Annotated in this window: 20 protein-coding genes and 2 tRNA genes; 12 read left to right on the top strand and 10 right to left on the bottom strand. The window is 39.6% G+C overall.

The window, feature by feature from the left end; translation table 11 throughout:
• Positions 1 to 79: 79 nt before the first annotated feature.
• From BHR79_RS07345 to BHR79_RS07355, 3 genes are read right to left on the bottom strand one after another with little or no spacing between them, the layout of a single operon-like run.
• The gene (locus tag BHR79_RS07345) at positions 80 to 793 is read right to left on the bottom strand and encodes a UPF0280 family protein (RefSeq protein WP_072561731.1); all 714 of its coding nucleotides are present in this window, start codon (positions 791 to 793) and stop codon (positions 80 to 82) included.
• 14 nt (positions 794 to 807) lie between these two features.
• A complete protein-coding gene (locus tag BHR79_RS07350; protein WP_072561732.1) occupies positions 808 to 1,194 on the bottom strand; it encodes a 4Fe-4S dicluster domain-containing protein in 387 nt (128 codons plus the stop codon).
• 2 nt (positions 1,195 to 1,196) lie between these two features.
• Positions 1,197 to 2,699 (bottom strand): homocysteine biosynthesis protein, encoded by a 1,503-nt coding sequence (locus tag BHR79_RS07355; RefSeq protein WP_072561733.1) that lies wholly within the window; start codon positions 2,697 to 2,699, stop codon positions 1,197 to 1,199.
• Between the two features lie 128 nt (positions 2,700 to 2,827).
• Here BHR79_RS07355 and BHR79_RS07360 point away from each other — a divergent pair, with 128 nt between their 5' ends.
• Complete coding sequence (locus BHR79_RS07360; protein WP_083433053.1) at positions 2,828 to 5,638, top strand: PAS domain-containing sensor histidine kinase; 2,811 nt, start codon at positions 2,828 to 2,830, stop codon at positions 5,636 to 5,638.
• A 14-nt stretch (positions 5,639 to 5,652) separates the two neighbouring features.
• Here the strand turns inward: BHR79_RS07360 and BHR79_RS07365 are convergent, their stop codons facing one another.
• Positions 5,653 to 7,314, bottom strand: a complete 1,662-nt coding sequence (locus BHR79_RS07365; RefSeq protein ID WP_072561735.1) for a sensor histidine kinase — start codon at positions 7,312 to 7,314, stop codon at positions 5,653 to 5,655.
• Between the two features lie 368 nt (positions 7,315 to 7,682).
• Here BHR79_RS07365 and BHR79_RS07370 point away from each other — a divergent pair, with 368 nt between their 5' ends.
• Together BHR79_RS07370 and BHR79_RS07375 are read left to right on the top strand one after the other, a co-directional pair.
• Complete coding sequence (locus tag BHR79_RS07370; protein WP_072561736.1) at positions 7,683 to 8,408, top strand: peptidylprolyl isomerase; 726 nt, start codon at positions 7,683 to 7,685, stop codon at positions 8,406 to 8,408.
• Positions 8,409 to 8,471: 63 nt separating this feature from the next.
• A tRNA-Ser gene (locus BHR79_RS07375) sits at positions 8,472 to 8,556 on the top strand.
• 38 nt (positions 8,557 to 8,594) lie between these two features.
• Here BHR79_RS07375 and BHR79_RS07380 read toward each other — a convergent pair.
• Together BHR79_RS07380 and BHR79_RS07385 are read right to left on the bottom strand one after the other, a co-directional pair.
• Positions 8,595 to 9,122, bottom strand: a complete 528-nt coding sequence (locus tag BHR79_RS07380) for a DJ-1/PfpI/YhbO family deglycase/protease (protein ID WP_072561737.1) — start codon at positions 9,120 to 9,122, stop codon at positions 8,595 to 8,597.
• 123 nt (positions 9,123 to 9,245) lie between these two features.
• Positions 9,246 to 11,918, bottom strand: coding sequence for a response regulator (locus tag BHR79_RS07385; protein ID WP_072561738.1), 2,673 nt, complete (start codon positions 11,916 to 11,918; stop codon positions 9,246 to 9,248).
• Between the two features lie 369 nt (positions 11,919 to 12,287).
• On the opposite strand from BHR79_RS07385, the gene BHR79_RS07390 reads away from it, so the two are divergent.
• The 7 genes from BHR79_RS07390 to BHR79_RS07420 all read left to right on the top strand — a co-directional run bounded on the left by BHR79_RS07390 (position 12,288) and on the right by BHR79_RS07420 (position 16,778).
• The gene (locus BHR79_RS07390) at positions 12,288 to 12,734 is read left to right on the top strand and encodes a 30S ribosomal protein S13 (protein ID WP_072359858.1); all 447 of its coding nucleotides are present in this window, start codon (positions 12,288 to 12,290) and stop codon (positions 12,732 to 12,734) included.
• A gap of 12 nt (positions 12,735 to 12,746) precedes the next feature.
• Positions 12,747 to 13,301 carry a 30S ribosomal protein S4 gene (locus BHR79_RS07395; protein ID WP_072561739.1) on the top strand — a complete coding sequence of 185 codons (555 nt, stop codon included), beginning with the start codon at positions 12,747 to 12,749 and terminating at the stop codon, positions 13,299 to 13,301.
• Positions 13,302 to 13,315: 14 nt separating this feature from the next.
• Complete coding sequence (locus BHR79_RS07400; RefSeq protein ID WP_013037689.1) at positions 13,316 to 13,696, top strand: 30S ribosomal protein S11; 381 nt, start codon at positions 13,316 to 13,318, stop codon at positions 13,694 to 13,696.
• Positions 13,697 to 13,747: 51 nt separating this feature from the next.
• A complete protein-coding gene (locus BHR79_RS07405; protein WP_072561740.1) occupies positions 13,748 to 14,548 on the top strand; it encodes a DNA-directed RNA polymerase subunit D in 801 nt (266 codons plus the stop codon).
• Positions 14,549 to 14,685: 137 nt separating this feature from the next.
• Positions 14,686 to 14,773: transfer RNA gene (locus tag BHR79_RS07410), tRNA-Leu, on the top strand.
• A gap of 526 nt (positions 14,774 to 15,299) precedes the next feature.
• Positions 15,300 to 15,659, top strand: coding sequence for a hypothetical protein (locus tag BHR79_RS07415; RefSeq protein WP_072561741.1), 360 nt, complete (start codon positions 15,300 to 15,302; stop codon positions 15,657 to 15,659).
• A gap of 147 nt (positions 15,660 to 15,806) precedes the next feature.
• Positions 15,807 to 16,778: a hypothetical protein gene (locus BHR79_RS07420; protein WP_072561742.1), complete on the top strand. Its 972-nt coding sequence runs from the start codon at positions 15,807 to 15,809 to the stop codon at positions 16,776 to 16,778.
• Positions 16,779 to 16,804: 26 nt separating this feature from the next.
• On the opposite strand, the gene BHR79_RS07425 is transcribed toward BHR79_RS07420, so the two are convergent.
• The 4 genes from BHR79_RS07425 to BHR79_RS07440 form a co-directional block, all read right to left on the bottom strand.
• Entirely contained in the window at positions 16,805 to 17,818 is a 1,014-nt protein-coding gene (locus BHR79_RS07425; RefSeq protein WP_072561743.1) for a DNA-methyltransferase, read from the bottom strand.
• 303 nt (positions 17,819 to 18,121) lie between these two features.
• Complete coding sequence (uppS, locus tag BHR79_RS07430; protein ID WP_322787679.1) at positions 18,122 to 19,012, bottom strand: polyprenyl diphosphate synthase; 891 nt, start codon at positions 19,010 to 19,012, stop codon at positions 18,122 to 18,124.
• Positions 19,013 to 19,032: 20 nt separating this feature from the next.
• Positions 19,033 to 19,344 (bottom strand): DUF2551 domain-containing protein, encoded by a 312-nt coding sequence (locus BHR79_RS07435; RefSeq protein ID WP_225420068.1) that lies wholly within the window; start codon positions 19,342 to 19,344, stop codon positions 19,033 to 19,035.
• A gap of 204 nt (positions 19,345 to 19,548) precedes the next feature.
• Positions 19,549 to 20,595: a radical SAM protein gene (locus BHR79_RS07440; RefSeq protein WP_072561745.1), complete on the bottom strand. Its 1,047-nt coding sequence runs from the start codon at positions 20,593 to 20,595 to the stop codon at positions 19,549 to 19,551.
• 79 nt (positions 20,596 to 20,674) lie between these two features.
• Between BHR79_RS07440 and BHR79_RS10895 the strand changes: the two genes are divergently transcribed.
• Both BHR79_RS10895 and tsaA read left to right on the top strand, forming a co-directional pair.
• Positions 20,675 to 20,857 (top strand): 4Fe-4S binding protein, encoded by a 183-nt coding sequence (locus BHR79_RS10895; RefSeq protein ID WP_072561746.1) that lies wholly within the window; start codon positions 20,675 to 20,677, stop codon positions 20,855 to 20,857.
• Positions 20,858 to 20,934: 77 nt separating this feature from the next.
• The gene (gene tsaA / locus BHR79_RS07450) at positions 20,935 to 21,327 is read left to right on the top strand and encodes a tRNA (N6-threonylcarbamoyladenosine(37)-N6)-methyltransferase TrmO (RefSeq protein ID WP_072561747.1); all 393 of its coding nucleotides are present in this window, start codon (positions 20,935 to 20,937) and stop codon (positions 21,325 to 21,327) included.
• The last annotated feature ends 26 nt before the right edge of the window (positions 21,328 to 21,353 follow it).

A 21,353-nucleotide genomic window follows, 5' to 3' on the forward strand; every position in this document is an offset into this window, starting at 1 on the left:
TGCTTTTTGTCTGACTATATTCTGACGTGTGTCTGACTTATTATTTATAAATAGTTGTATATAAGGGTATCTATTTATGTCAACCCTTTGTGATACAATCGTAATCTACACTGGCTCTTCTAAGGTCGGGTATGTTTCCCCACATGCCAATATATTCACCCTGAACAACAAGGGCACCACTTATACCCTCAATCCTATCTAAAACCTTAAATGCTTTTTCCACCGCTTCCTTGCCAGTATCGGTTGCATTTGAAAGAGCGGTTGCAGCAGAGTCAGCAAGGGATACATTTTCGGAAAAAACAACTGCAGCATCTGCCATCCCAAAACTGATAGATGGACCAACAGTACCTGATGAAGTACATATACCGACCACCCTGTCAACTGGTTCAAGCACGAATCCAACATTCTTTACGGCTGATTCTCCTGCATATATACCTACCACAATCTGTCGGTCTGTTATATAGGCTATGTCTCCACCATTGTCAACCAGTGCAAAACTTGCCCCTGCCTCCACCATTGCTTCAACAGCAAGTGAAGCAATAGTTCCGGCCACAGCACTCATAGGGCCAAGACCCATTGTATTTGAAGCATCTACCATTCTTCTGGCTACTTCAGGGGCTTCTTCCATGCAGGAATGGGGTTCAAGTGTAACCTGGAAATAGGGGTCCCTACGAATGTAATTCTCAAGCAGTGACCTGTGGAAGCCAATAGCTTCTTTAGCTGCTTCCACATGGCTGGCATCATCTGCATGGATGCTAACTATCGTTTCCTTGAGATGGTAATGTTCTTTCATGCTTTGCAGGGAAATTATTTCTCAAGGCTCAGGGCATGGTGGGGACACATATTGATACAGGTGCCACACTGTATACATTTTTCTATGTCCTGGGCAATACCCCAATCCTCATCAAAGGAAAACACATGTGCAGGACAAACCGATATACAGGCTCCACATTCTACACACTCTTCCTCATCCCTGACAATCGGATGGTCCAGGACTGTTACTTTAGCACCTTTTGATTCCAGAGCTTGCCTTATATCCTTGAAATCGTCAGTTTCGACCTCGGCAATAATTTCGCCGTAGGTGGAATCAAAATGTGCCTGCGAGATGTTCAGGGCAGTTCTAGTTTCAATCATTGATTCTGCAAGTATGGGCTCACCTATGACATTGGAGGAAATATTAATTTTTATCATCATTCTCACCGCCTCCTTGCAAACAGTTTGCTGATATCATTACTGGTGATTATACCGATTACATATCTGTCATTATCAATCACAGGCATTGCTGATACTTCCTTCATGTCAAGATTGCGTGCTGCAATATCTATGGGATCGGTGGCATTGGAGGTTAGAACCTTTTTTGTCATGATATCTTTCACATAATTACATCCTGTTTCAGCAACAGCTTTGGATATGTCCCATGCAGTCACAATGCCTGACAGTTTTCCATCTTCTGAAACAACAGGCAAATGGCTAAAAGTATTTTCCATTATCATTTTAGCTGCTTCATGGAAGGTTGCGTTTTCATCGATGACTACTACATCCCTGGCCATAATATCCTGTACTAGTGGGTTTCTGGTTGTTTGTCTCATCGGTTTGCATGTGGCTTTTGCAGGAAGTCTCTGGGATGGGCTGTTTACAAAAAATTCTCCAGTTGCGACCCATTTTTTCAGTTCCCCTGCAATCTCACGTGATTTTTTGAAACTTGACATGGAGGAGGTGGGTGTATCTTTGCCGTTTATTTCGATGCTACCGGAGCGTAGTTCTTCATAATTGACCTTTCTGAGAACAGGTCTGTCCCTACTTGGCACCCCGTAATCCAGTACGTTTGTAACTACATCTTTATCTGTAACGGCAGTTGATTGTGCAAGTTGTTCATTCAGTATGGGGATGGGTATGCCCATACCAACATAGAGGGAAGTGCCGTATTCATGGAAATTCGCCGCACGAATATAATCGGCACTCATATCTTTCAGGTCACCTCGAAGCATCAATGTACCAAAATTGGTTTCCGGGCTGTGCTGTGTTCCTTCTCCAATAATATGTCCTTTTGTCCCACCAAGGAATATAGGTGTGCCAACTCCTATTGTCTGGTAATCAGGATCATTGGATAATGGTGACAGTACGCCAGCGCCGGAATAGGTGACATTTCCATAGTTGGGAAGTAAGGAACCCATATATGTGTAAATCGTTCTGTTTATCCCGTTAGTAGCAACATTGTACTTCTGATACCCGTTACGGGGGTTGATCATAATTGCCTGGTTCAGGTCATATATGTTGAGTGTAGTGTCAAGCGTTTTTCGGGGATAACAATCGGTACCATAAGATGTGGCATGAAGATCAATGGATTTACCGCGTATCAGGTCCTCAATTACATGGGCCCCGCCATAATCGAAACCTTCAGTTTCGGAAAGTTGTCCTGCTCCGATAAAGGCATCTACTGCAGCTACGCCTGAGTAGGCTTCCACGCCATTCAAAAAAACCTTATTCATTTTCATTGGTGGTTCTGGATGTCCGAAATTGAGCCACACTCCAGAGGAACACATTGCTCCAAATGTACCGGTGGTAACTACATCAACTTCCCTAGCAGCCTCTTTTGCACCCAGTTCTCCCACTATACCTACCATTTCCTCAGCCGTCACAACATTGACATTACCCTCATTTATTCTCCTGTTTATCTCCTCTATGGATTTTTCTACCATGGAATCTACCTCTGTTAATATGCTTTGGTAATATTAGGATATCTATATATTACTTCTGGTTATTGGATGTAAATCTTTTTTGTTTTTGTGAATCAAAGAGTTATTATATTTGGTGAAATATATGGCAAATGGGAGTTGGTATGGTGTTAATGGGTACAAGCGTACATAATTCATTATTTGACGATATGTTCTATGAAATCCTGGCAAAGGATATATCATTTGACCAAAAAATGGAAGAACTTGCAAAAGCACTTCCTAAAATACTTCAGTATTCAGAGAAGGCATCTGCAAGGATTTCTTTTGGTCCTTATTCTTATAGGTCTCCTGGCTTTAAGCAGGGTAAATATCAAATATCCTCTTCAAATATATCCAAAAATGATGAGGAAGACCATGAGTTATGTCTTGAGTTATTTTATAATAACCTTTCATTGAAAAATAATTACGCACCTTTCAATTCTGATGAGAAACAAAAACTTGATTTTATTGCAAATATCTTGTCTATATTTATTGATAAGGAGATCGAATTGAAAAAAGTCCGGTATGATTACGATTTCCTTTTGGGCAGTACAAATGAAATTACATATTCCCTCAACAGTGAAGGAAAAATTGTCTATATTTCACCCAAGATTCAAGAATACGGCTTGCATCCTGAACAAATGATTTCCCGGCCATTCACAGATTATATATATCCGGATGATAGCGATGAATGGTTGAGCATATTCAAAAACATAACATCAGTGGATCCCTTGCCTCTTAAAGCACAGATACGTATTCAGAATTACAATAAAGAATTGCATTGGTTCCAGAATCATATAGATCCAATATACGATGGAATGGGAAATTTTTTGGGAATTAATGGTATAATCAGTGAAATAAACAGGAGAAAAGAGGCGGAAATCCATTCTCAGGAACAGTCCAATGCGTTTCGTTTTCTTGCAAGAGCATGCAATCAGTTCGTCGATCCTTTTTTTGAAGATATTGATCTGCTCATAGAACCAGTTCTGGAAAAGATTATGGGAATTCTTGATGCAGATTCAATTTTTATATATGAACTAAACCATAGCGAAAATAATCTGCATCTAACACATTACACTTGCGTGCCACATTTAAAAGAAAAATGCGAACTGGCAATGGACAAATTAAGCTCACTGTCAACTGCACAATTCCCGAATATAATTGAGAAATTCCAGAAAAATGAGCCCTATTCTGTGAATTCTATAGGGCAAATTCCAGATTCTGAAAAAAATCTGAAAGGACTTTTGACAACATTGGGTATTGAATCGGCTCAGATTATGCCTGTGCATGTCGAAAATCAGTTAGTAGGATTTATCGGTGTAGTTTCTGGCACAAAAAATAAACAGTGGCCATCTTATAGTGACGATCTCCTCAGGATATTGTTTGATTCTATATTCAATGCAAAGGAACGAGGTAAAACCTATAGGATGCTTGATAATACAATGCATCTTTACCGTTCTCTTTTTGACAGATCAAACGATGCTATCTTCATCCACTCTTCTGAGGGTACTATAATAGATGCCAATAGAAGTGCCTGCAAAATAATTGGCTGTTCCCATTCTGATCTGTTATCTATGAAAATTGCTGATATTTATCCTCCCGAATCTAAATATGTGGCACAGTCAAACTCAGCAATCCAGAAAACGTTGAATGAAGGATCCACACGTTTTGAATCGAAAATGAAACATATGTATGATTCAGTTATTGATGTTGAGATCAGTTCTTCTGTACTTGATAAAGAAAATAATATTGTGCTTAGCATAGTAAGAGATATTACCGAACGTAAAAAGTACGAAATGGAACTGGAAAGTTATCGCAAACATCTGGAAGAACTTGTGGATCAACGTACCTCTGAACTCCAAACTGCCAATTCCTGGGTCTCTGCCCTCTATGACAATGCTCCTATAGGTATCGGTGTGCTTGATAATGATCTGGAATTGATTGATCTTAATAAAGGTATGGCCGAAATTACTGGCATTCCTAGAGAAAATATTGTAGGTAAATCTCTATTTTCTATATGCACTGAAGGATCTTCAAAGTATCTCGATAAGGACCTAGGGCCAGACATTCTTGAAAAACAATTTTCCACAGAATTGCACTGGGTATGCAATAAAAAACACATCTGTATACAGTTCAATTCCCAGCCACTGGGTTTGAATGATTCTCCTCAAAAGGTGATCTTTACTGCACAGGACATTACACGAAGAAAACAGGCTGAAATTGCCCTTAAAGATTATGCAGATCAATTGGAGAAATCTAACGAGATGAAGGACCTTTTTACCGATATAATGCGCCATGATCTTTTAAACCCTGCAAATATAGTTAAGGGTTTCACAGATGTACTCATTAAGAAAGAAAAGGAAGAAAAAAAGATTCATTACCTATCAAGGATCAGGGATAATACAGAACGCTTGATCGATATGATAGAAAACACAGCTTATCTATCCAAACTTGAATCTACTGAAACCCTTGAATTGCAAAAGATGGACCTGAATCAAATTCTAACTTCCTGCATTTCAGAGATGTCCCCTCTGGCTGAAAATGAAAATATGGATATAATATACGATCTACAACAGTCATATCCTCTACAGGCCAATCCTATAATCAAGGAGGTTTTTATCAACCTGCTTTCAAATGCAATCAAATATAGCCCTTCGGAAAATTCAATTCATGTAGGGGTGCAGGAAAACGACGCTGCATTTAAAATAATGATTAAGGATAGTGGTTCTGGGATTGCTGATGATGATAAACCATACATATTCAACAGGTTTAACCGGGCACAAAAAGGAAGCATAAAGGGTACAGGTCTTGGTCTTGCAATAGTAAAAAGAATTGTAGATTTGCATGGTGGCAGTGTTGGAGTGGAAGATAATCCGGAAGGGCAGGGTAGTGTTTTCTGGGTATATATGAAAAAAAGACCCTGAAAAACAATATCAATTCAGGTTTTGGGTAACTTCACATGAACTGTGGTACCCAATCCTTCCATACTCCTTGCCCATATACTTCCGTTATGAATATCGATTACCTTTTTGCATATATAGAGTCCCATGCCAACTCCATTGTAGATGCGAGTTGTGGAGCCATCGATTTGGTAAAACATGTCAAAAATACGCGGAAGTTTTTCTTTTGGTATGCCTATTCCGCTATCTTTTATCCTTATATGTATGTATTCTTCTTCCTCTTTCAGGGTAATTTTTATTTTACCGGATCCCTGTGTGAATTTTGATGCATTGTCCAGTATATTCAGGAAAACGTTTGTTAACCTGTCCCTGTCACCATAGATAAGGGAAGATTTATTTTGAATATCAATGTCTATATCGACATCTTTCCCTTCTATGTGGACTTTCATTTTATCCATAGCATCCGTTATGATTTCACCAACATCCACCTCTTCGAAGTGATACTGGTATTTGCCCTCTTTTTCCATACTCATATAAAGCAGGGAGTCAATCAGCCTTTTGAGACGGTCTGCATTACGGACAACTGCCAGATTTGCTTTTTTCTGGTCTTCGTTCAATTCGCCCAGTCGTCCTTTATCAAGCAGGTCACTGAATCCTTTGATAGATATCAGGGGCGTTTTCAGTTCATGGGTCAGATTTGCGAGGAATTCACTCTTTAGCTTATCCAGATTCTTAAGGTCTTCATAGGCTCGCTGGGTCATCTCGAAAAGTTGTGCATTTTCAATTGCAATTCCTATGTGCTTGCCTACATGTTCCAATACTTGCAGGCTTTTTTCGCTGATTTCATGATTGAGGGGGATAGAAAGCTGGATAAAACCCATTATCTTTTCCCTGGAATAGAGGCGGAATAAAAGATACTTTTTGCGCTGCATTTGGCCCTGGTAATGGAAAGTATCTTCTGCAACAAGAGGGCCGGAAGGAGAAATTGCAGAATTATCAAACATGTTTTCGACTGCAGAATAGTGAATGCTTTCAGGATATTCTCCTCCGGGACCTATATAGGCACGCAATACTGCCTCTTTTTCTTCTGGATTTATTATGTATACTCCACCGGCAGTAATGTCAAGAAGGTCTCCCATTTCCATTAGCATTTCATCAAGGAGATCATCCACATCAAGAGATTCTGATGCAAGAGCAGATGCTGAATATAGGATGGATATATCACGTTCCTTTTCCAGAATGGTCCGCTCGGAAGTTTTACGGTCTGTTACATCAAGCAAAATTCCATGGTATTCCAGATTATCATCACATCTGCAGGGGAATGTAATCTCTGAAATCCATTTTATACTGCCTGAAGAATCTACGACACGATATTCACATGTAAACTGGTTTGACGAATTTTTCCGGAACCTATCAAACTCATTCTGGACAAAGCTGCGATCTTCGGGATGAATTAATTCATTATATGTCATCCTCCCTTCCAGGAAATCTTCAGGTCTGTATCCAAAAATTGTTACTCTTTCAGATACATAATTTGTCCTGACACGCTGATCCCCGTCCCAAAAAAAAACAATCATGGGGCTTTTATCTATTATTTCTTCGAAGCTTGTTGCAACTGCCGAAATATTAGTGCCTTTATATTTATCCCTGGGTTTAAGATACTTCAAATTGTTCCCCGGTACGGACTTTTCTGTAACCATTAATATTCATCCCTTCTCCATCCTTAATTAGCAAAATTATATTGCAATTGAATGCTCTTTTTTAAAGATATATAAACTTATATATGTTTGGGAGAACATATAATATTATTTTTAATGTATAGAAATCAAGTTCATACATATTATAATTAATATTTTATTTTTATTTTGAATGTATGTCATTTTTGACATCAGAATGAGTAAATATATATAGCATGTTTTGTTGCAGTATTCTTGCATTAATGACTCATATAGCCGGTTTACCCGATTATCCTGTTGTCTAGTTTCCAAAAAGTTATATAAAGGCAGAAGGCTATACGGGACAGACCTTTAACATATCATATTAAAAGCTAAATTCAGAGTTGATTATATTGGCAATCGAGAACGGAGATTTCATAAAAGTATCATATACTGGTAAATTCGAAGGCGGTCTGATTTTTGACACTACCGATGAGGAACTGGCCAAGGAAAACCAGATATTCAATCCACGTGGAGTTTATGGCGGTGATGTGGTAGTTGTAGGAGCCGGTCATACCATTAAAGGACTTGACGAGGATTTTGTTGGCAAGGATGTTGGATACAAGGGAGAACTTGTCATTCCTCCTGAAAAAGGATTTGGAGAACATGACCCCAAACAGGTTGAGACCATTTCCCTGAATAAGTTCGAGGACCGTAAAGCAACTCCCGGGATGGGTGTAGAAATAGAAGGAAAACGTGGCGTGGTCACCAAGGTAATCGGAAGACGTGCACGCGTTGACTTTAATCATCCTCTTGCAGGCAAGGAAGTAACCTATGAATACACCATTGATGAGAAACTCGAAGGAGATGTTGACAAGATTAATGGTTTGCTTTCCCTCTACACAGGAGTACCAGAAATCGAAGTTGAAGTTGAAGACAAGACTGCCATCATCAATATCCCTGTTGCACTGAGTTTCAACCAGCGCTGGCTCATGTCAAAGAACAGGATTGCTTCTGAGATAATCGAAAACATCGGAATGGAACAAGTCAAATTTGTCGAGACTTATCCGGTAGAATCCCCTGCACCTGCAGAAGGGGCAGAAACAGAAAGCGAAGATAATGGCTCTGGTGAAGAGTAATCTTCGCCAATTTTTTATATCATAAGCGCTGTTCACCAGATGCTTGTGATTGTTTTTCATTATGCTGAGGTAGCCAAGCGGCCTACGGCGCCGGTCTTGAAAACCGGTGGTGCTCTGCGCCCCGGGAGTTCGAATCTCCCCCTCAGCGTCTCTCTATTTTTTAATAATCAAAAAAAAGAAGGTAGGTTATTCTTTCAGGAATTCCAGGACTGTTTTGCCGAATGAGCGAGCAGCGTCTGGGTCCCTGGCAGTGATTATATGACCATCTCTGATAACATCTTTGTCCTGGTATTCAGCTCCTCCCTCTTTGATCTGTTTTACACTTTCCGGATCGTTGAATACAGTGCTCTTTTTACCCTTCAGTATTCCTGCTTTTGCCAGTACTACCGGTGATATACAGATAGCAGCGATTAATTTTTCCTGCTTGTAGGCATTCTGGACAATTTCATGCAGTTCTTTATTATCCCAGAGGTATTTTTTTGCACCTCCTCCTCCTGAAATAACGATGGCATCATAACTATCGGCCTTTTCAGAGGAAATAGTTGTGTCGGGTTTAACTTTACCTCCAAGCATCCCTCTGGCAACTTTTTTTTGGTTTGTTGCAACGGTTATATCAAATCCTGCACTTTCAAAGATCTCTCTGGGTTGAAGGAATTCTTCGTCACGGAAATTTTCCTGGGCGATTACCATTAGTATTTTCTTTTTATTATCCATACCGATCACCTTATTATGATATCTGGTGTATCCTATTTGGCATTACCGATTATAATGCCAATACAATAAATATTCTGGACTTCTCAGTTTTTTATGTTTTATGTTTTCTGGAAATCTGGCAAATTAATTTTCTGGAGGGTTGAGATTATTGATCAGTTGAACGAGTTCCTGGCGCCGGAACATTCCTTTATGCATAATACAGGCAACATTATCATCAAGCATTTTTTTGTTTTCCTCGGTAAGTTCCTGTGCTGTACAGACAATAATGGATATATTTGAAGTCGGGTCCATATTTTGGATATATTCAATAACATCATGGCCAGTGAACTCTGGCATCATCAAATCAAGCAGTAATATGTCGGGTTGCTGCTTTTGGATAATTTTTATTGCTTCTTCCCCCCCGGCAGCATCCAGTATCCTAAAACCTTCCGAATCCAGCATGGAATGGATAAGTTCCCTATCTTGTTCCTCATCATCCACCACAAGAATCGTTGTCTCTTCTGGTTTCATATTTTTCTTGACTCTTTCAAGTGTTTCGATAAGGTCTGCTTTGTCAACAGGTTTCACAAAATAGTCTTCCACGGTCCACATGCTATCGATTTTGCCCTTGTCCAGTACGGATATCATGATAACAGGTATATCCCGTGTATGGCTGTCTTTTTTGAGTTTATCAAGTACGGTCCAGCCATCTTGGCCCGGCATCATTATATCAAGGGTGACGGCAAGTGGTTTGAGTTCCCGGACCTTTTTTATAACCTGATCTCCTCTTTCCACCCCTATTGCATGATATCCTTTCGAACTCAGCATCGCAAGCATAAGCTCTCTTGATTTTGGATCATCTTCCGCAACCACTACCACTGGCTCGTCTCCTTTAGGATTGTGAGGTGCAGCGACAAGGCTTTCCTTATCCACTTTCGGTTCAGGTATTTTCTTTTCAACTTTGTCTTCCGGTATCAATTCGTTTTTTTCCGGAGGATCAACAGGTATGGAAAAAGTAAATGTGCTGCCTTTTCCTTCTTCACTTTCTACTTCAAGTGATCCGCCGTGAAGTTCTATGAACTTATTTATAAGTGCAAGCCCAAGCCCTGTACCTTCATATTCCCGATTTGCCGATGAATCAAGCTGGACAAAGGGTTTGAACAATTTGTCCCGATCACTTTCAGCAATACCTATGCCTGTATCCTCTACAGCCACATGCACCATGTTTTCGGATGTGGAAGGAATTATTATTACGTTCCCTCCTTCTGGGGTAAATTTAATAGCATTACTTAGCAGGTTATAAAGTATCTGTTTAATTTTTCCTTTATCGGCTCTTATTTTTGGAATGTTTCCGGCAGAGTCAGTCTGGAGGTTTATGGATTTCTTGGTTGCCAGTGGTGAGACAATTGTTTTAACTTCCCTGAAAACATCATCCAAATAGAACATCTCGTACTGGAGTTCCATTTTTCCTGCTTCTACCTTTGATATGTCAAGGATACTGTTAATGAGATCGAGCAAGTGTTTGCCACTTTTGAGCACATTTCCCACATACTTGGTTTGTTTTTCGTTTAGTTCTCCAAAAACCTGATCCAGTAGTATATCCGAAAATCCGATTATGGAATTAAGTGGGGTGCGCAATTCATGACTCATTGTCGCAAGAAATTCACTTTTTGTGCGGTTGGCAGTTTCAGCTTCGATTTTTGCATTTTCCATCTCAAGTTCTGTATTTTTACGTTTTGTGATGTCCACTACAATACCGCTTACAATAACCGGATTCCCTTGTTTGTCTTTTTCTGTAATTGCGCCCCTGTCGTGATACCATTTCCATTTGCCATTCTTTGTCTTTATCCGGTAGTCCACTTTATATGCAGGACATTTTCCTTCCATATGGCAACGCATTGCTTCCATTGCAATTCCTTTGTCCTGGGGATGCAGCAGTTTTGTGAAATCAGTATAATGCGCATCTTTAAATTCATCCATGGAATATCCCAGCCTGGTAACTTTACCGGGATCGAAGTTTACTTTGCCACTGGGAATGTCCATTTCCCACCAGCTAAGGTTGCCTTCTCCCATTGCATTATGCAGTCGGTGTTGTAATTTTCCAATCTGTTCTTCCGCTTCTTTCCTTCTGGAGATGTCCCGTGCAATACTGAGTATTACTTTTTCTTCACGATAATCAATGACTTTGCTGCTTATCTCCGTGGGAATTTTTTTGCCGTTTTTGGTCAGATGGACAGTTTCAAATATTAATGAGCCATTTTTCAGAATTTGTTCTATCATTTCGGGTACATCTTTGGCATTTGCTTGACTATCAATATCCATGGGTGTCAGGTTTAGTAATTCTCCCCTGGTGTATCCCAGTCTTTTGCAGGCAATTTCATTTATCTCCAGAAAATTGCCCTCCAGGTCATGGATGAAAATTGCATCAGCTGCGTTGTCAAAAATAGTATGGAATTTTTTTTCGGAACGGATGAGTTGGTCTTCCGCATTCCTGCTCTTTATAGCCTTGCTCAAACCCTTTGTCACCAATTCCACCAGTTTTTTTTCTTCATCCAGAAAGCCCGTTTCTCCTGATGATTTGTTTTTGAAATACTCCAGTTTGCCTTTTGTATTTCCATTAAAGTTGATGGTGTGCTCAAGTTTAATTTCAGTCTCAAAGAAGTTGGCATTTGTAAATATTTTATCTTCAAAAGTTATACGTGCAAAATATCGATTTCCACCACCGTTGCCTGTCAGGAGTTCTGTAATATATTTCATCAGTTTATCCGTATTCTCTGAATATGCCAGAACATCGTAAAAACTGTCAAGACATTCCAATATCTAAAGGCCACAAAAGTTTTCAGATTTAGTATCAGTATGTTTTTTGGTGGTCATGGCTATCGATTCCTTTCTTATATACAAAAAGTCTGTTTAGTTTTTATTTATAATTATCACTTATAATAAACAGGCATCTGCTATTTTTGATCACAACTTATTTTTATATGAAAGGTATTGGCATACATGATGTCTAACATCTATCTGGCATTTATCCTGATATTATTTCAGACATTAACATTATATAAGAGAAAGTCATAGTGGGCCGAGTAAGTCTGTATCATAGGTTTTTACACAGCCTGTAAAAGGGCAGTGCTGGACCTTAGTTCCAGGGCTACGGGACGCAAGAATGTGTCCTTAAGGAGGTTTATAATGGCAGACGAAGAAATAAGACATCTTGTACGTATAATGAACACTGACTTGCAGGGTAAGCAGAAGGTCCTTTATGCACTCACCGGTATCAAGGGGATTGGCAGAAGGACTGCGAGACTCATTGCAGAAAGTGCAGAAGTAGATCCATCAGAAACTATTGGTTATCTTTCTGATGAGGGTATTGCCAGGCTTAATGAAGCTATCGAGACATTTGAAAACCACCTTCCGGTTTGGATGCTTAATAGGCAAAAGGATTTGTTGACAGGTGAAAATAAACATCTTCTTGGGCAGGATATTGACCTGACCATAAGGGAAGATTTGAACGACCTCAAAAAGATTCGTGCATATCGTGGTATACGCCATGAAAGAGGTTTGAAGGTACGTGGACAGAGAACCAAGTCCGCAGGACGCGGTGGATCCACAATAGGTGTCAGCAAAACAAGATGAAGGTGATTTGATATGGTTTATCCCGGAAAGAAAAGAAAAAGTTATGACACCCCGAAGCACCCCTGGCAAGCTTCCCGTATGGCAAATGAGGTTGACCTGATTAAAAAATACGGCCTCAGGAATAAAAAAGAACTCTGGAAGGCACACAGTATTCTCAGACGTTACAGGGCAGATGCCCGTAGATTACTTGCTGATTCTGCAGAAGCTGAACTTACCGGTCACGCAAAGACTGAAGCAGACCAGATTCTATCCAAATTGATTCGTTATTCCATGATCAAAGGCGATGCCGAGATCGATGATATTCTGGCATTAAACACAGAAGCTATTCTTGAAAGAAGGCTTCAGACCCTTGTTCACAGACTTGGTTTAGCCAGAACTCCCAAGCAGGCAAGACAGTTTATTACACATGGTCATATTGCAATTGGTGGTAAAAAGTTGACAGTTCCTGGTATGCTGGTGTCAAAACAGGATGAGATGATGATTGATTACTATGGGACATCACCTATGACTACCGAGTCACACCCGGAGAGGCCCGCTCAGATTGCATCTTCCCTCGTGGAGGAATGAAGGAGGTTTGAATTATGGCAAATGGAATATGGGCTGTTGCTCACATCAAATGTTCATTTAACAATACTATAATCACAGTTACCGATATAACCGGTGCTGAAACAATAGCGAAATCATCCGGTGGGATGGTAGTCAAAGCTGCAAGGGATGAGAGTTCTCCTTATACTGCTATGCAGATGGCCGGCCAGCTTGCTGATACTCTCAGGGATAAAGGTGTCGAAGGTGTACACATTCGTGTCCGTGCTCCCGGTGGTAACAAGCAGAGAAGTCCCGGTCCAGGTGCACAGGCAGCCATTAGGGCTTTCGCACGTGCAGGTATCAGGATTGGACGTATCGAGGATGTAACTCCTGTGCCACATGACGGTACCCGTCCAATAGGCGGCAGGCGCGTCTAATTGCAGTGTAACACATATAGACAGGTTTGTAATTTCACGAGGTTCCCGAAAATGGAAATCGATATACTTGAGCTGTCTGATAGATCTGCCAGATTTATTTTGTCAGATGTGGATGCAGCTTTTGCGAATGGATTGAGGCGGGCTATGCTTGCCGATGTCCCCACTCTCGCAATCGATGAAGTCAATATTTACAACAACACTTCAGTCCTTTATGATGAACAGGTAGCTTTGAGACTGGCCCTGGTGCCTCTTGTGACAAGTTTCGATGAGTTTACTCCTCACGAAGAGTGTTCCTGTGAAGAGGGGTGTCCGGCCTGCACGGTTTCCCTCACGTTGAGTGTGGAAGCACCAATGGATGAGGAAAAGACTGTTTATTCAGGGGACCTTGTATCCGCAGATCCCAAAGTAAAAGCTGCCGATTCCAACATCCCTGTTGTTAAGCTTAAAGGTGGACAGCAACTTGTCCTTGAAGCGATTGCAAAGATGGGTTACGGTCACGACCACGCTAAATGGCAGGCAGGAGTTGCCTGTGGTTACAAAAATGTGCCAGTGATCAGTATCGAGGGTTGTGATCTCTGTGAAAAATGCGTAGAGGCATGTCCTCGCGATATATTGGCCCTTGGTGAGGAATCTGCAGAAGTTGTGAATGATAGACTATTGAACTGCTCTCTCTGCAAACAGTGTGTAGAAGTATGTGGTATTGATGCAATCTCGGTTCGTGAGAATGATACATCTTTTATTTTCACTCTTGAATCCGATGGTTCATATAGTGCAGAAGAGTTAATTATAAATGCAGTTAATACAATCAGGACGAAAGCTTCAACCCTTGATGAAATTCTGGGTGAATTGTAATAGGAAATTCCTTTTCCTATTATCCTTTTATAGGCTTTAATAGCAGAAGCAAAAATTCATAATTGTAATTTTGTTGGCCATTTACATGGGCAAAGTATATATAGTATTGGCCCGTTTATGGCGAAAAACAACAGCGTGCGAGGGTTGCCCAGCCAGGCCAAAGGCGCTAGGTTGAGGGCCTAGTCTCGTAGGAGTTCGAGGGTTCGAATCCCTTCCCTCGCACCAAATATTTTTTCTAAATATTAGAATTATTTGCATATTAACCTTTCTTGATTTTTGTTCTCATGATATTATATAGGCGCTCCTGAACTGTGTTATTTTAAAGATAAGTATAGGATTCACCGCAGGTCAACTAAATCTCTCATTTATCTTTTAGTGTGAATTTGATAGGATTGCGTTTTGCATAATAGTTAAATAGAATTGAGTTATTACAAAATTAGTTGTTTAAATATCACTCTATTAGTTAAAGGGGGATCTATTCATTTCAATAAAGAATAGTTGGGGTAAAATAGAGAATACACTAAGGTCAATAAAAGGCATCGAAGAAACTCTTTTACTGAATCAGGCGGACAGGTCTCATATTTTTGGGCTTGAGGTTTTTGATGAAAAGAATTCCTCCGGCAGTCTTGGAATTAAAAATAATACTGGGGTAAAAAAGACACTTGGTTCACAGATTCTTGTTTCTTTCCTGACAAACCGGGAATATGACTGGCCAGAAAATAATCTGAAACTCATATACGGGGGTGAAATTGTGGGTGAAGATATCAGTGACCCTCTGGAGCTTGCACGACTTGAAGAATGCAAGGATTGCTGTGTGATGGGTAACATAGTGTTCTATAATGACAGTTTCAAACGCCTAAAATCACCGGATTTAGAACTTGAAATGCTAATTCAGGCAAAACCTTTCCCTGAAGTTGAGAAAAACCCCTGCGTTTCAGAGGCTATAGTCGCATTACCCTCAAGGTTAAGCGATTCCTATATTAAATCCAGAATGGGTATTGAATCAAACAATTCTATGGGCACTTTCCTGTTAGGTCTGGATTTAAATCCAGATTTTTGTGTAAATATGGGATATTGTGGACCTGCCGAACTTTGTAATCTTCAACCCTGATTTTATCCTTTTTACATAAGTCCCTATTATATGCAATAAAATCCATAAAGTATTAATGCCTGAACTCACTTTATACATTCAATAATCGAGAATTAATGTATTTATGAGTGTAATTTTTAGATTTATATGAAGTAAAAGGAGATTGAAATGTCTGTTTTGAGGGATAGTGGATGCAATGTCCCTTCTACTATTGTTAGAAATTTTTACCCATTCTATGATCCACAGAACATTGAGGGTATGATTATTGGCAACGATATTGACTCTCTTCTAAGTGCCTCATTCCTTAAAACCAAATTTGGATGGGACATAGTTGGTGTGTATGACTATAAAACATTAAGTTTTTCAGCTACTGTGGGAGATTTCCACAATAAGTTGCTTGAAGGAAAATATATTGCTGTGGATCTGGATATATATCATCCATGCATCTTCTCCATTGGACATCACATAATAGGATCTAGCTGTCAGGACTGCCTTGAAGGTCATTCAAATTCACTGAATCCGAACCTTCTAAGGGGGATCTATCTCCAAAGTTACAGGAGGAAATATCCCTTAAATACTATCCACTTTCTTCTCTGGTTGTTTGAATCCGAGTCTGGCATGGATACAAAGACCAGAAGCCTTGTATGGCTTGCCGATTCCTCTTATGTAAATGGACAGCGTCACAGATTCAGATCGAATGTTCATGAATGGGTTATGAATTTTTTCAGGTCCCCGGCATTTCTGGATTCTTTCGAATTAATTGACACGTATAAGTTTGAATATTTATTATCCGAATGGCTGTTTCCTCTCCTTAAGGGAACCGGTTTGAATACCTCAAGAGGTCAGGTCAGTTCTTATCATATGGGTCTTTCCGGGTATCAATGCCAGTGGACATCTACTGAAAATGAAAGAGCATGTATCATTGCGATGTTTGAGCTGATAGAACATATTACAGGTTGGGAAATTCCTGTCTTGCCGCGTAAATTCATAGACATAAAAGGTGTTCGCAGGAGCCTTTTTCTAAGCGATATTTTTAAAGATAGTACGAATCTGGACTCTTTTTTGCTAAAAAATAATGTGTTTTCATTTGTATTTACCACGTCTAAAACAATTAATTATACAACAGGAATTAAATTGTGAATCTGATGAAGTCCAGATGATAGGGTTTATTGTGGTTGCCTATTTTCATCCTTTTTGCTAGTTTTCTTTATTGCTTTCTCAACGCTCCATCTACCTCTGCCCAATTCCTCGCCAATTGTCTCTATAGTATCTTTTTTGTTTAATCCCTTTTGGCGCAATTCCCTGTATCTTGTAAACAGGTAATCCGTCTCTTGTGAAGTCCAGGCCTTACCCTGGTTTTCCATATTCTTGATGACAGGTTTGCGTAATTCCGGGATCATAAATCCCGGTTTAATAACGTTGCTTTGGTCAATTTCCCGGGTTTTTGTTCTAAACATCGTTTCTGATATTTCAAAGCCAACGCAGTGCCTGTTCAGACCGATTGCAACGGCTGCAGTTGAAAATCCGCCCAGGAACATGTCACAAACAAGGTCGCCTTCATTACTACTGTATTGAATAATTTTTTTCAGGAGTTTGTGGGGCAGTTCATTTTTATTTTTAACTTTGCCGGGTTTGTACTCCCTGTTAATTACCCAGACATCTTCCCTGTCCCTATAATTCAGCGATCTCCCGTCTTCTGTTTTTTCACATGTTCCATATCTTGATTCCAGATTAAATGTGCGACTTTTGCCGGGTTTTTCGTAGTATAAAATATGATAATGGGAGGATACGTATTTTGCTTTTGTATAAACACCAAAATTGTATTTCCATATTATATGATTGATCTCTTCCAGATTTGTCTGGTAAAGGGCATGGAGGATATGGTAGAGATTTGTGTATCCTGAAACAATGTAGATGGAGCCACCAGGTTTTAGAATTCTTTCTGCTTCTTTAATCCAGGCCAGGCTGAAATCTGCGTATTTATCTTCCGGGATTTCTACGTATCCATCAACCACAAATTTTTCATTTCTATTGTAATGCTGGTGTAATTTGTCCCCTTTTATCCCATATGGAGGATCGGTAATTATCAGATCCACCGATTCATCGGGGATATGAGTTGCAGCTCCTGTAATGCAATCCTCATTGTAAAATACATTTCCATAAATGTCAACGGGTTTCATTTTCAACTCCATGCGCTAGGTATTTTCATAACCTATCTGGAAGAATAAATAAATATTGTCTGAAGAGTGGCTGTTTTTGAATCTTCTATATTACTTTCACCTTGCTTGGAGGTCCTTAAAATAGTTTATATTCTTATTTCTTATTGAGGTGATCAGTATGGATGAATTCTTCAAAAGTCTTATAGAGAGAACAAAACGCTATGAAAAACTGGACCACTTTAGGAACAATTAACAATAAAAAGGCTGGCCGGTTTCCATCGCCCTCCCGTCATGGTTTCTGATGATACCGGCCTTTAATAAATTTTAGCTATTTTTTTCAGGATTTTTTTTTGGTTGAGTATCAACATCTCTTACATCCAGTTTTTTCTCAATGTTATGGATAAAATGCAGTGCCCTGTTGGAAAGTGTTCGGCTTCTCTCCTCCTGTCTCTGCTGGTATGTACGGATGGAACGAAGGAAATCGATTTTCCTGAAATCCGGCCAGTAGGGAGCGCAGAAATAGGCTGCACATTCATTTCCACATGCTTGCCAGGGGAGGAAATTCGATACCCTTTCATTTCCCCCTGTGCGGATTATGAGATCAACATTTGATACAGCTGAATTTTCTTCAGGATATAGGTGTCTGGAGATGGTTTTTTCAGTTATATCGCCCATTTCGATATCTCCTGTTTTTACCTTTCTGGCAACTTCACGTATTGCCTGTATGATATCCTGTCTTCCGCCATAAGCAATTGCAATGTTAAGTTTTAGCCTGTCATAGTCCTTTGTTGCCATCTCAACTTTATCAATACTCTGCAAGAGGTCCCCGGGCAAAAGGGTTCTGTCTCCGATTATACGTACTTTCAGCCGTCTTTTGTGTGTCCTTTCATCAACACACATTTCTTCAAGTCTGGTTCCTATAAGTTTTAGTATGCTTTTCTTCTCGTCTTTTTTCCTGTTGAAATTTTCAGTAGAAAAAGCATATATTGTAAGTTCCTTGATGCCATTTTCATAGGACCATTCAATGACTTTTTCAGTAATATCGGCTCCCCGGGTATGGCCGTATGAGGTGAATTTACCCAGTTTTTTGGCGTATCTGCGGTTTCCATCCATTATAATAGCAATATGCTGTGGCAATTTTGAATTACGGATATTTCTTTCCAGGAAAAACTCATATCCTTTATACAACAGTTCAGGTAATATCCGCCACATCATTATCAGAGCTACAGGTGATGTTAATAATTGTCTAGTACTGAACGTACGATATCCCTGTAATCATTTTTTAATAAATAGATATTGTGATCGCCGGTTACATCAATACTCAGGATTCCCAGGCGTGTGTTCATGAGTCCAACCATAGCTGAAACTCCCCTGTAACTGATATCAAAATCCTTTTCGTGAAGGAATTTATAGATATCATTGGTGGTATATTTTCCGCCGTCAAGGAACAGTTTAAGTACCACTTTGCGTATCCCTGTGTCATCCCGGCCAAGATATTTTATCAGCCTTGATCTTACCCGGTTTTCTATGGTTTCCAGCACGAACACCTCTATCTAAACTATGTTATTTTTGCATATATATTTATGCTAACTTGTAATATGTATCCTTGAAAAGAAACAATCGCAAGACCTTTTATTTTTCTGATCCGGGATACCCATTTGCCTGCCTTTTAGGGCTCGAACTGCCCCTTATACTTCATTTTAACATAAAAACATATTGTTTTATTTTAAGTTCAATGGCACTTTTGCACTTTAAACAGGCATGCTTTCCACAATCAGGCCGTCTGATGTCGGGTATCTTTCAATAATTTCAATTTTATCACTAATGTCCCGGATCTCATCTGCGATATCTTCAAGTATCCAAGATGCGATCTCAATATTATTTTCCTTTAGTTCATACATTTCTTCAGGAACTTCTAATTCCTGCAATTGCTCAAGTATTTTAGCAGTATTTTTAGTATGTATTATTCCAAATATTATAGTTCCATCATCGGTAATTTCGTCAAATGGGCGAGAGGTAGTTTCTGCAATCCTGATAAGACGTTTCCTTAGCTGGATAGCGTCTTTATACGCAGATGAACAGAAATGACCCCTTTTAAAATGTTTCATGACTTCTAATGCACTATCTCGTGAACCTGCTACAGCATTTGAAATATCATTCTTTAACCGGTATCCTCTGCGATGCAATTCCTCATAATTTGTATCTGTAAATTCCAGTTCATTGAAATTGATGTAGCAGTCAACGGTATCACACAAATCAGCGAACTTTCCAACACCCTCTATGGCAGGCACTTCGATTCCTGTTTCCAATCCCGCTTGTTTACAATTGAGGATTGCCGTCTTAAATTTACTTTTTTCAATATTTCCCCATTCCTCCAGAGGAGGATGAAAACGTATCTCGTCCAGTCCTGCTTCCACAAGATTATTAATTATTTTTTCATCTACTGGTAAGGCAGTATAGAGATGAATATGGTACTTTTGTCCGAAAGTACTTTTCAGTAGGTGGATATAATGCAGGATTCTTTCAACTTCAAGGAGTGGTTCACCACCCGTAATTCCTGTTCCCAGGGCCTGCATACGCATGCTTTCTTCTATTACTTCATCGTCGCATTGCACTTTCTTTTCATTGGCATATACGGCATCGCCTTTTCTCTCTTCTGATAGCGGGCAATAAAAACAATTCTTACCGCAACGACCGGTTATGTATAATACCATTTTTGCACCATCGCGGCACATTTTGCAACCGGTTGAAAGATAACTGTAAAAAGAGCCTGCTTCTGCTTGCTGGATATTTGCCATTGCTTTTGCATGAATATGTCAGTATATAACTTTTTCTTTACTCATCAGGGTTAACTAATATGAAGTCAGACAGCATTTCATGGTTTATGGGTCACATGTAGCCGTATTCGGCTGCAAAGGCTGTAGAAAATGTATATCTGTTTGTGGTGAGAATGCAATTTTCTATAGTTGCGGACGCGTTCAAATAGACATGCAAAAATGTAATTCTTGCGGTCAGTGTGTTTCTCATTGCCCAAATAAGGCTCTTTTGTTGATGGATTAAGCAACCGTTAATCCTGTAGGCAAATCACTATAAGTATTTCCATTATATTTTTATTTGATAGCAGGTATGATTGATACATGAAAAACACATGCTATCCGGAATCTGTTGGTTACGTGAAAAGTACCTTTAAAGAACCTGTATTTGATGAAAAAATGTATTCATCAATTTCCTTTATTGAAATCTATCCTGATTTTGCAGAAGCCTTGGATGGAGTTGATGAATTTAAGAAAATCCAGATATTGTTTCAGTTTGACAAAAGTCAGGGTTATAAATTAAAGCAAAAGCGTCGAACCGATGGTAAATTGGTTGGACTATTTGCCACCCGCAGCCCCCATCGGCCAAATGGTATAGGGATAACAACGGTAAATCTGCTTTCAGTCGATGGATTAACCCTGGAAGTAGAAGGTCTTGATGCTATAGATGGTACTCCTGTACTTGATATTAAACCATATGTCAGCAAATTTGACTGAAATAATTTCCTGGGATTTGATTTTAC

Origin of the sequence: Methanohalophilus halophilus, from assembly GCF_001889405.1 — an archaeon.
GTDB lineage: Archaea > Halobacteriota > Methanosarcinia > Methanosarcinales > Methanosarcinaceae > Methanohalophilus > Methanohalophilus halophilus.